This is a genomic window from Pseudomonas sp. GW458-11-26-14-LB4 (genome assembly GCF_059423925.1).
In genome coordinates, this window is record NZ_JBWKYU010000037.1 from 1 (window position 1) to 10,797 (window position 10,797).

General features: G+C 61.7%; 9 protein-coding genes, 1 tRNA gene and 1 pseudogene. 6 read left to right on the forward strand and 5 right to left on the reverse strand.

Translation table 11 applies throughout. From position 1 onward, the window contains the following. The 3 genes from AC07XZ_RS28875 to AC07XZ_RS28885 form a co-directional block, all read right to left on the reverse strand. On the reverse strand, positions 1-270 hold a 270-nt coding region (locus AC07XZ_RS28875), incomplete at its 3' end, for an EF-hand domain-containing protein (RefSeq protein WP_146024047.1). A gap of 110 nt (positions 271-380) precedes the next feature. Beyond that, on the reverse strand, positions 381-1,430 hold the full coding sequence (locus AC07XZ_RS28880) for a sensor histidine kinase (protein ID WP_102688661.1): 1,050 nt from the start codon (positions 1,428-1,430) through the stop codon (positions 381-383). Continuing rightward, complete coding sequence (locus tag AC07XZ_RS28885) at positions 1,430-2,179, reverse strand: response regulator (protein ID WP_085607468.1); 750 nt, start codon at positions 2,177-2,179, stop codon at positions 1,430-1,432. Before AC07XZ_RS28885 ends, AC07XZ_RS28880 begins: the two co-directional genes overlap by 1 nt. A 295-nt stretch (positions 2,180-2,474) precedes the next feature. On the opposite strand from AC07XZ_RS28885, the gene pyrF reads away from it, so the two are divergent. Next, positions 2,475-3,173, forward strand: coding sequence for an orotidine-5'-phosphate decarboxylase (gene pyrF / locus AC07XZ_RS28890; RefSeq protein ID WP_007960372.1), 699 nt, complete (start codon positions 2,475-2,477; stop codon positions 3,171-3,173). Positions 3,174-3,225: 52 nt separating this feature from the next. Here pyrF and AC07XZ_RS28895 read toward each other — a convergent pair whose 3' ends face one another. Further along, complete coding sequence (locus AC07XZ_RS28895; RefSeq protein WP_102688660.1) at positions 3,226-4,230, reverse strand: NADP-dependent oxidoreductase; 1,005 nt, start codon at positions 4,228-4,230, stop codon at positions 3,226-3,228. 228 nt (positions 4,231-4,458) lie between these two features. Here AC07XZ_RS28895 and AC07XZ_RS28900 point away from each other — a divergent pair, with 228 nt between their 5' ends. The 4 genes and pseudogenes from AC07XZ_RS28900 (at position 4,459) to AC07XZ_RS28915 (ending at position 8,889) form a co-directional block, all read left to right on the forward strand. Next, on the forward strand, positions 4,459-5,220 hold the full coding sequence (locus AC07XZ_RS28900; protein WP_102688659.1) for an SDR family oxidoreductase: 762 nt from the start codon (positions 4,459-4,461) through the stop codon (positions 5,218-5,220). Positions 5,221-5,415: 195 nt separating this feature from the next. After that, the gene (locus tag AC07XZ_RS28905) at positions 5,416-6,816 is read left to right on the forward strand and encodes an aminotransferase-like domain-containing protein (protein WP_102688658.1); all 1,401 of its coding nucleotides are present in this window, start codon (positions 5,416-5,418) and stop codon (positions 6,814-6,816) included. 264 nt (positions 6,817-7,080) lie between these two features. Continuing rightward, a pseudogene (locus AC07XZ_RS28910) lies at positions 7,081-7,980 on the forward strand (methyl-accepting chemotaxis protein); the annotation flags it as partial. 204 nt (positions 7,981-8,184) lie between these two features. Next, positions 8,185-8,889 carry a methyl-accepting chemotaxis protein gene (locus AC07XZ_RS28915; protein WP_372239305.1) on the forward strand — a complete coding sequence of 235 codons (705 nt, stop codon included), beginning with the start codon at positions 8,185-8,187 and terminating at the stop codon, positions 8,887-8,889. 687 nt (positions 8,890-9,576) lie between these two features. Here the strand turns inward: AC07XZ_RS28915 and AC07XZ_RS28920 are convergent. After that, positions 9,577-10,335, reverse strand: coding sequence for a hypothetical protein (locus AC07XZ_RS28920; protein ID WP_173892861.1), 759 nt, complete (start codon positions 10,333-10,335; stop codon positions 9,577-9,579). A gap of 388 nt (positions 10,336-10,723) precedes the next feature. Between AC07XZ_RS28920 and AC07XZ_RS28925 the strand changes: the two genes are divergently transcribed. After that, positions 10,724-10,796, forward strand: a tRNA-Glu gene (locus AC07XZ_RS28925). Position 10,797: the final 1 nt, after the last annotated feature.

Consider the following 10,797-nt stretch of genomic DNA (forward strand, 5'->3'; position numbering starts at 1 on the left):
GGGTGGGGCCATGGCGGTCATTTCTTCGGCGCTGAGGCTGCCGCTGGCGTCGCTGTCCAGATCGCCGAATTGTTTGCTCAGGCTGACCAGCAGGCCGTCGTTGGACTTTTGTGACAGGGCGCTACCCAGTTCGTCCTGATCCACCGCGCCGTCGCCGTTGCTGTCGAGTTTGGCGAACAGTTCCTTTTGCAGTTGCTGGGTGCGGGCGTTTTGGGTGGAGGTGCTGCTGGTGCTGGTATAGCTCGTGTAGTTGCTGACGCTACCGATCATCGGGCTCACTCCTTGGACTGGAAAACCGGTGGGTGTACCGGCTTATGCAGCCTCCAGTCGCAAGGTGTCGTGGGTATGTGAAGTTTGTACCGGTCGGTACACAGTCAGGCTCAGTGGCGGGGTAGCTGGATCGCGGCGGTCAGGCCGCCGCCGGGTGTTTCTGCCAGGGTCAGTTGTCCGCCCTGACGTTGCGCCGCTTCCCGGGCGATGGTCATGCCCAGACCGACGCCGCCGGAGTTGCGGTTGCGTGAGCCTTCGAGGCGGAAGAACGGCTCGAATACGGCTTCGCGCTTGTCCGCCGCGATGCCCGGGCCGTGGTCGATGACGCGGATCAGCAGCTGTTCGCGTTGGTCCTGCAGTTCGATGTGCGCTTGGCCGGCGTAGCGCAGGGCGTTGTCCATCAGGTTGTTGATGCATGAGCGCAGTGCCATCGGTTGCACCTGCAAGGGGGCACAGTGGCCGCTGACCTGCACGTCGGCGCCTTGATCCTGGGCGTTTTCGCACAGTGATTCGACCAGCGCCTGCACGTCCATCAACTGCAAGGCTTCGCTGGTGCGCTGTTCGTGCAGGTAGGTGAGGGTGGCGTCGAGCATGCCGATCATGTCGTCCAGATCCTGGCGCATCTGGCCTTGCAGCTTGTCGTCGTTGATGTTTTCCAGGCGCAGTTTCAGCCGTGACAGCGGGGTGCGCAGGTCGTGGGAGACGGCGCCGAGCATCCGCGCGCGTTGCTGCACCTGTTCACGAATGCGCTGCTGCATCAGGTTAAAGGTGTGTGCGGCCTGTCGGGCTTCCCGCGGGCCGGTTTCGTCCAGTGGTGGGCTGTCGAGGTCTTCGCTCAGGCGTTCGGCTGCATCGCTCAGGCGCTGGATCGGCCGGGTCAGCAGCTTGGCGCCGTACCAGGCGGCGATGATCAGCGAGATGAACTGGAAGGTCAGCGGCACGATCGGCCCGCCGAACCAGGGGCGCGGTGGACGGGGCGGGTAGCGTGGATCCTGAGCCGGCTGTTGACCGTCGAGGTTTTGCGAGAACTCCGGCGGCGGTGGCGGGGGCGGTGGGCCGTAGAGGCGGAACCAGGCGAAGGCCAGCAGGTGCGCCAGGACAATCGCCACCAACAGCATGCCAAACAGGCGGCCGAACAGCGTGTCGAAGCGCGCTCGCATCAGCCAATGTCCCGGGCGTCGAACAGGTAGCCTTCACCCCGTACGGTCTTGATCAGTTGCGGGGCTTTCGGGTCGTCGCCGAGTTTTTGCCGCAGACGCGAGACCAGCAGGTCGATGCTGCGGTCGAATGCTTCGATCGAGCGGCCACGGGCAGCGTCCAGCAACTGTTCGCGGCTGAGCACCCGGCGCGGACGTTCGATGAACACCCAGAGCAGGCGGAACTCGGCGTTGGACAGCGGCACCACCAGCCCGTCGTCGGCGATCAACTGGCGCAGCACGCTGTTCAGGCGCCAGTTATCGAAGCGAATGTTCGCACGCTGTTCGGTGCGGTCGTCGCGCACCCGACGCAGAATCGTCTGGATCCGCGCCACCAGTTCCCGTGGTTCGAACGGTTTGGCCATGTAGTCATCGGCGCCCAGTTCCAGGCCGATGATCCGGTCGGTGGGTTCGCAGCGGGCGGTGAGCATCAGGATCGGGATGTCGGACTCCGCGCGCAGCCAGCGGCACAGCGACAGACCGTCTTCGCCGGGCAGCATAAGGTCGAGCACCACCACGTCGAAATGCTCGGCCTGCATCGCCTGGCGCATGGCCGCACCGTCGGTGACGCCGCTGGCGTGAATGTTGAAGCGGGCCAGGTAGTCGATCATCAGTTCGCGGATCGGCACGTCATCGTCGACGATCAGGGCACGGATGCTCCAGCGCTTGTCGTCTTTCTGCTCGTCGTTCACGGAGGCTTGGGAGTTGTGCATGAGGCTGTTCATCTGCCAGTAGGCCGCCAACCACAAAGATAGGCTGCGAGGTTGTGGTTTCAGCATAGGCGTCCGGCCGTGAGGCGGGAAGGGCTGCTGTAAGGACTTGTTGCGGCTGGCGAGGCTAGCGCGGGCGCATGTTGTCGGCGTGTCGGTTGTGTATCGGGTTCGACACAATACCCTGCAAGGCTATGCTGATCACGGTTGGCGCGACGATTTACCGATCATCGGGTGCCGCGCCGCCGCCGGTTCCGCTACAATGCGCGCCGATTTCGACTTGCCTGAGAGCCCATCCATGTCCGCCTGCCAGACTCCTATCATCGTCGCCCTGGATTTCCCTACCCGTGACGCCGCACTGAAGCTGGCCGACCAGTTGGACCCGAAACTGTGCCGGGTCAAAGTGGGCAAGGAACTGTTCACCAGTTGCGCCGCGGAAATCGTCGGCACCCTGCGTGACAAGGGTTTTGAAGTATTCCTCGACCTGAAATTCCACGACATTCCCAACACCACGGCGATGGCGGTCAAGGCTGCTGCCGAGATGGGCGTGTGGATGGTCAACGTTCACTGCTCCGGCGGCCTGCGCATGATGGCGGCCTGCCGTGAAGAGCTGGACAAGCGCAGCGGTCCGCAGCCGTTGCTGATCGGCGTGACCGTGCTGACCAGCATGGAGCGTGAGGATCTGGCGGGTATCGGTCTGGACATCGAGCCGCAGGAGCAGGTGCTGCGTCTGGCGGCGCTGGCCGAAAAGGCCGGGATGGACGGTCTGGTGTGCTCGGCGCTGGAAGCCACTGCGCTGAAAACCGCGCACCCGTCGCTGCAACTGGTGACCCCGGGGATTCGTCCGGCGGGCAGCGCCCAGGACGACCAGCGTCGCATCCTGACCCCGCGTCAGGCGCTGGATGCCGGTTCCGACTATCTGGTGATCGGCCGTCCGATCAGCCAGGCGGCGGATCCGGCCAAGGCGCTGGCCTCGGTGGTTGCCGAACTGGCCTGAGCGAACAGCTGAAGCATCAAAGAAGGGAGCCCGATGGCTCCCTTCCTTGTTTTCAGACCTTCAACACCAGTTTGCCGAAGTTCTCGCCGCTGAACAGTTTGCCCAGGGTTTCCGGGAAGGTTTCCAGGCCTTCGACGATGTCTTCCTTGCTCTTGAGCTGACCCTTGGCCATCCAGCCGGCCATTTCCTGGGCGGCACTGGCGTACTGCGCGGCGTAATCCATCACCACGAAACCTTCCATCCGCGCGCGGTTGACCAGCAGCGACAGGTAGTTGGCCGGGCCTTTGACCGCTTCCTTGTTGTTGTACTGGCTGATCGCGCCGCAGATCACCACGCGCGCCTTGAAGTTCAGGCGGCTCAGCACCGCGTCGAGGATGTCGCCGCCGACGTTGTCGAAATACACGTCCACGCCTTTCGGGCATTCGCGCTTGAGGCCGGCCAGCACGTCTTCGCTCTTGTAGTCGATGGCGCCGTCGAAGCCCAGTTCATCGATCAGGAACTTGCACTTGTCCGCGCCGCCGGCGATGCCGATCACCCGGCAACCTTTGATCTTGGCAATCTGCCCGGCAATGCTGCCGACCGCGCCCGCTGCACCGGACAACACCACGGTGTCGCCGGCCTTCGGTGCGCCGACATCGAGCAGGGCGAAGTAGGCGGTCATGCCGGTCATGCCCAGTGCGGACAGATAAACCGGCAGCGGTGCCAGTTTCGGATCGACCTTGTAGAAGCCTTTTGGCTCGCCAAGGAAATAATCCTGCACGCCAATGGCACCGTTGACGTAGTCGCCAACGGCAAACCCCGGATTGTTCGACGCGACTACTTTGCCTACGCCCAGCGCGCGCATGACTTCGCCCAGACCTACCGGTGGAATGTAGGATTTGCCTTCATTCATCCAGCCGCGCATGGCCGGGTCGAGGGACAGGTATTCGTTCTTGACCAGAATCTGCCCCGCCGCCGGCTCGCCGACCGGTACTTCCTGATAGGTGAAGGTCTCGCGGGTGGCGGCGCCCACCGGGCGTTTGGCGAGCAGGAACTGGCGATTGGTCTGGTTGGTCATGACAGGCACTCGAATTGAATGAAGCCTTGTTGATAGACCTTCATGGGCGATGCCGCAAGGTTGGCTCATGGGGCGAATGCAGGTTGATCCAGTACGGTGATAGTCCCCTGCTGGGTTTCATCACTGCGATTCATGCAAGCCTAACCGGCCTTTTGATAGTGCTGACGTCACTCAGGCCCCTGTGGCTATGCTGCCTTCATCAATCCCCCCGCATTCGAGGACATAACAATGAGCATGACGTTTTCCGGTCAGGTAGCCGTCGTCACCGGCGCGGCCAACGGCATCGGCCGCGCGACGGCCCAGGCATTCGCCGCCGAAGGTCTGAAGGTGGTGGTGGCCGATCTGGATGCGGCCGGGGGCGAGGGCACCGTGGCGCTGATTCGTACAGCCGGTGGCGAAGCGACCTTCGTGCGCTGCAACGTGACCGTCGAAAGCGAAGTGAAAGATCTGATGGACGAGGTGATCAATACCTACGGCCGTCTCGACTATGCCTTCAACAACGCCGGGATCGAGATCGAGAAAGGCAAACTGGCCGAAGGCTCGATGGATGAGTTCGACGCGATCATGGGCGTCAACGTCAAGGGCGTCTGGCTGTGCATGAAGTATCAATTGCCGTTGCTGCTGGCCCAGGGCGGCGGGGCGATCGTCAATACCGCGTCGGTGGCCGGATTGGGCGCTGCGCCGAAGATGAGCATCTACGCGGCTTCCAAGCATGCGGTAATCGGTCTGACCAAATCGGCTGCGATCGAATACGCCAAGAAGAAAATCCGCGTCAACGCCGTATGCCCGGCAGTGATCGACACCGACATGTTCCGCCGCGCCTACGAAGCGGATCCGAAAAAAGGCGAATTCGCCAACGCCATGCACCCGGTCGGGCGCATCGGCAAGGTCGAGGAAATTGCCAGCGCCGTGCTGTACCTGTGCAGTGATGGCGCAGCGTTTACCACCGGCCATTCGCTGGCCGTGGATGGTGGCGTGACCGCCTTCTGAGAGGCCATTGGCTGATGCATGAACGAGCCCGCCCATCGGCGGGCTTTTTTCGTCTCGGGGGCGGCTCCGTGAATTCGCTAAACAATGTGTTTCAAATATTGAGAAAGGAGGTTTTTGGCGGTTTTGTCGCACAGTCTCAAGGACGTGGCTGTGATTTACTGCCGCCAGCAAAAACGGACAGGAGTTTGCGCGCTCATGGAATTGAGAATTGACCGACAGGCAATGGTGCCGGTCGTACAGCAGATTGTTGACGGGTTGACCGAGTGGATCATGCAGGGGCAAGTGCCGCCGACGACGCGTCTGCCCTCCGTGCGAGAGATCGCACGGTGCAATCTGCTCAGCCAGTCCTGCGTCATGGAAGCTTGCCAGCGCCTTGTGGCGCAAGGGGTTCTGGCCTCGCGTCAGGGCTCGGGATTTATGGTGGCGTCTTCATTGCCCGATTGCTGCAAGGCGATCGATGGCACCGGGTGTGAGGGAGAGCGCAGCGGGGGGGGGCCAGCCGCCCGATGGCGCGGCGGTTTGACGCTGGGAAGTGGCGTCCTGCCGGAGAGTTGGCGCGAGCCCGATGATCTCGCCTATGCGATCCGCGAAGTGGCGCGCGCCGACATGGCCAGTCTGTTCAACTACAGCACGCCTCTGGGGCTGCCGGCGTTACGCGAACAGATCATCAAGCGCCTGGGATTGCTGAGTATCAGGGCCGTGGCAGAACAGGTGATGACCACCGCCGGCGCCAGCCACGGACTGGACCTGATCGTGCGTACCCTGTTCAAGGCCGGTGATTGCGTGGTGGTCGAGACGCCCGGTTATGCGCCGCTGTTCGATCTCCTGCGCTTGCACGGCGTGCGCATGCTGGAGGTTCGCCGCACGCCGGGCGGGCCGGATCTCGAGGCGCTCGAGGCGTTGCTGCAACAGTTTCGGCCCGCCGCGTTGTTCATCAACAGTCACCATCACAATCCCACGGGCAGTTGCCTGCTGCCGGCGGTCGCCCGACGTATCCTGGAGTTGAGCAGGCTCTACGATCTGCGGCTGATCGAAGATGATGTTTACGCTGACCTGCACAATGGCAGCGGCACTCGACTGGCAGCGCTGGATGACGAGGGACGGGTGATTTACGTCGGCAGTTTTTCCAAGACCCTGAGCAGCTCGCTGCGAGTGGGTTTCGTGTTGGCCGATGGCGAACTGATCGAGCGGATGGCGCGGGTCAAGATGATCAGTTGCATGGGCACCTCGAGGTTCTGCGAGGCGGTGCTGGCCGGGATGCTGGCCAGTGGCGCCTACCGCAAACTGGTGCAGCGCCAGCGCCAGCGCCTCAATACTGATCGTGCGGCGGCTTTGCAGGCCCTGGAAGATGCCGGGTGGGAAGTGTTCGGCAAGCCCACGGGCGGCCTGTTCATCTGGGCGCGCGCGCCGCTGGCGGATGAAGCGCATTTGCGCAGGCAAGCCTCGCGCTGCGGGGTGCAGCTGTCTTGTGCAACCTCGTTCAGCCCCAGTGGTGAAGCCTGCGACTGGCAGCGCATCAACGTGGCTTACGCCTGTGATCCCCGGGCGCGACAGTTTTTTCGCAGCACGACCGTGGATCGACCTCAAGCGTTCTGAAAACGACGCGTGCGTAGCTTTTTGCCATTATTCCGACGCCAGAGACTTGTGCTGGTTCAAGGCCATTGCGAATCTTCGACAACAGACTATGGCAGGGGACTACGCGCAATGATTTCGGCCGTGCAAGGACGTTTTGCCAACCTCGGTATGGCAAAAAAACTGGGTATCGGGTTTGTGCTGGTGTTGCTGCTGACGGCGCTGGTGGCCGCCATTGGCGTCTGGTCCCTGCAAACCATCAGTCAGCGCTTCGATGGCCTCAAGCAGATGTCATCGCTCAACAGTGGCTTGCTCAAGGTGCGCCTGCTGGAGCAGGACTACGCCCTGCACGGCAACCCGAAAACCGTCGATGCCTTGCATGAGGGTGTCGACGGTCTGATCGCCATGGCCGACCAGCTCAAGATTTTGTCGCCGGGCAATGAGTCGGTCATGAACGACGTCCAACAGTCATTGAGCGCTTACCGCAAGGCGTTCGATGAATTCGTCTCGTTGTCCCAGGCCAAGGACCTGGCGCTGGAGATGGCCAGTTGGTCGGTGTCCAGCGTCGCCAACAATCTCGATGTGTTGCAGGCCGGTCTGGCCGACGACGGCGCGTATACCCTGAAAGACAGCGAGGGCAAGGACGGGGCGCAATTCATCGAGCAGGCCGGTCAGGTCAGCCAGGTTTCGCGCTTGATGTTGCAGGCGATGAACGAAGCGCGGGTGCGACTGGATCAAAGCCGCAAGGGTGACGACAGCGCCGGCCAAGGCAATATCGAACAGGCTGCGCAAGCCCAGGCGCAGGCTGAGCAGCTCAAGTCCACGGTCAAGGACGAGGGTTACCTGACGGTACTCAATGAAGTGTCCGGACACATTGCCGGTTTCAGCGACAAGCTTGCCGAGTACACCGGGTTGCTGGCCCAGGAAAAGACTGTCTATCAGCAGTTGCATCAGCGAGCCGACGAAGTCGTGGCGCGGGTCGATCAGGCGTATGTCGCGCAAGACGGCGCGATGCAGGGCGAACTGAAAAAGAATTCGGTGCTGATCATTGGCTCGTCGGCGCTGGCGTTGCTGGTCGGGCTGATCGCGGCGTGGGTGATCACCCGACTGATTGTGGCGCCGTTGCGCAGCGTGATTCATGTGGCGCAACAGATTGCGGCCGGTGATCTGAGTGCAACGATCGAGGTCACCCGGCGGGACGAAATCGGTCAGTTGATGCTGGCCATGCAGCAGATGGGCGCGGGTTTGAGCACGATTGTCAGCGGGTTGCAGGCGGGGATCGAACAGCTGGCGAGTTCGGCGCAATCGCTGTCGGCGGTGACCGAGCAGACCAACCTTGAGGTCAGCAGCCAGAAAGAGGAAACCGAACAGGTCGCCACGGCCATGAACCAGATGACCGCCACCGTGCACGATGTGGCGCGCAATGCCGAAGAAGCGGCGCTCGCGGCGCAGACCGCCGATGGCAAGGTCGAAAGCGGCCAGCAGGTGGTGCGTCAGAGCATGGCGCGGATCGAGCAACTGGCGGATTCGGCGACGTCGGCCAGTTCGAGCATCGAAAGCCTCAGTGCGGAAATCCAGAATATCGGCACGGTGCTGGGGGTGATCAAGAGTGTCGCCGAGCAGACCAACCTGCTGGCGCTCAACGCGGCGATCGAAGCGGCGCGGGCGGGCGAGCAGGGCAGGGGCTTTGCGGTGGTCGCCGATGAGGTGCGGGCACTGGCTCGACGCACGCAGCAGTCGACCGAGGAGATCGAGCGGCTGGTCAGTGCCTTGCGTTCGGCGGCGCATTCGTCGGTGCAGCAGATTCAGAGCAGTGGCGAGTTGGTGAAGCTGGCGGTGAGTGATGCGTTGCAGACCGAAAGCGCACTGGGGAGTATTGCGGCGGCGGTTTCGTTGATTCAGCAGATGAACCAGCAGATTGCGGCGGCGGCCGAGGAGCAGAGTTCGGTGGCCGAGGAGATCAATCGCAGTGTGACGAGTATTCGGGCGAGTGCGGATCAGTCTTCGATTGCCATGCGCGGGAATGCGGCTTCGAGTGTTGAGCTGGCGCAGTTGGGGAGTGAGTTGCGGGGGATGGTGGGGCACTTTCGGCTTTGACCTTGGCGGCCTTTGGGCCGACCAGGTTCGCGTTTTATTGCGTTCATATCCGTTTCTACGGGTGCTCCGGCTGGCGGTTTCGCCCTTACGGCGAGTCCCTTTTTCAAACGCCAAAAAGGAACCAAAAGGCTGGGCCCCTGCGTTCGGCACCTCGCTTTGGCTCGGTGTTCCTTCGTTCCGGGATTCATCCGGGGGCATCGCCTACGGTTTGCTTCGCTGCACCTCCTCTCGATGCATGCGGCTTCGCCGCACGGTCGCTGCGCTCCCACCCCCGGATAAATCCCTCCACTCAGCCTTCCGATGGGGCCGGCACGTCAAAAGCGGTACTCGAGCTAACGCTCATTGTGTTGAGTGGTGGGAAGCCAAAGCAGAAGCAGAAGCAGAAGCAAGAGTAGAAGCAAGAGTAGAAGAAGCAGAGGATGCAGAAGGTGCAAGGTGCAAGGTGCAAGGTGCAAGGTACAGCAGGTGCAGCAGGTGCAGCAGGTGCAGCAGGTGCAGCAGTGTGAGTTGAGTTGCATACATTTCAAAACCCGAGTGCGACTCGGTCTTTCACGTCGGCGTACCTCTCCCAAACAGCGCGGTCAGTTCCCTCTCCCTCCGGGAGAGGGCTAGGGTGAGGGAAAGCTTTTGATCTTCTTTCAGGCAATAAAAAAGCCACCTCTCGGTGGCTTCTCTTTTTGACTGCGCTCAGTCGTAAATCACTTTCTTCTTCCAGTCCGCGTCAGCCTCGACATCTTTGAGGCCGGCAGTCAGTTGGTTTTCTTCGCCTTCGACCGGGGCGATTTTGTCCATGACCTGGGCGTTGGCGCGGGCCAGGAGTTTTTCCAGGTATTGGAGTTGTTCGGCGTAGATTTGCGGGTCCTGCTGTTTGCGCAGGTATTGCACGCCGCGTTCGAAGGCGAGGCGGGCCTGGCCTGGCTGGTTTTGCTGGAGGGCGTGCTGGCCGAGGTTGTTGAAGAACTCGATGTGCAGCAGTACGAGGATGTGGCGTACTTCGCGGACCCAGTGTTTGGCTTCGTTCGGTGGCAGGAAGCCGTCCTGGGCGGCGCGGGTGATCTGGCCGTGGAGGGCTTCAAGGAGGAAGCGGACGTCTTTGGCCTTGGCTTCGGTCTGGATCGGGGCCGGTGGGTTGTTGACCGGGATCGATTCGCCCTGGGCGACGAGGGCGCTGAGTTCAGTGATGCGGGCCTTGGTGGTGGCGCTGGTCTTTTCCAGGTTCAGCAGGCGCTGGCAGACGTTCAGCTCAAGGCGGGTCAGCAGCAGCTTGAGGGCCGGGGTCATGAACTGGCCGGGGAAGGTTTCGGTCAGTTCGCCGCAACGGCGCAGGCGGTCGTTGAGTTCGACCTTGGTGCGGGCCTTCTCCAGTTTGGTGTTTTCCACCACATGGTTCATGTAGCCAATGGCGATCAAGATTGCGATCCCGGCTATGACTAGCAGGGTGATCATGAGTGGTGTCACCGGTAAGACCTCTTTATAGGGTTCGCGTGCGAGTGTAGTGGCTTGGCATAGAGGAGCCTAGCGCCGCTCGACGGGTTTGGATCGGCGAGGCTGAATCTGTATCGGCCAGGAACCGGCTTATATAAATGCTGGCCCTTGGGGTTCAGATTGCCATCACCTGTGCCGTGGACTATAACGCCTTGGCGAGTGTCGGAATATAGGCGTCAATCGTCGGGCGACGCAAAAGCCGGAAACGGCCCGTAAAGCAGGTCGAAGTCATTGATTTAAATAAATTTATATCTGGGGGTTGACGACCTTTCAATCCATCCATAGAATGCGCGCCACTTGCAGCGTAAAGCACACAGCGAAACGCGGCAGGGAGTGAATGTTGTAGTGTGTCCCCTTCGTCTAGTGGCCTAGGACACCGCCCTTTCACGGCGGTAACAGGGGTTCGAGTCCCCTAGGGGACGC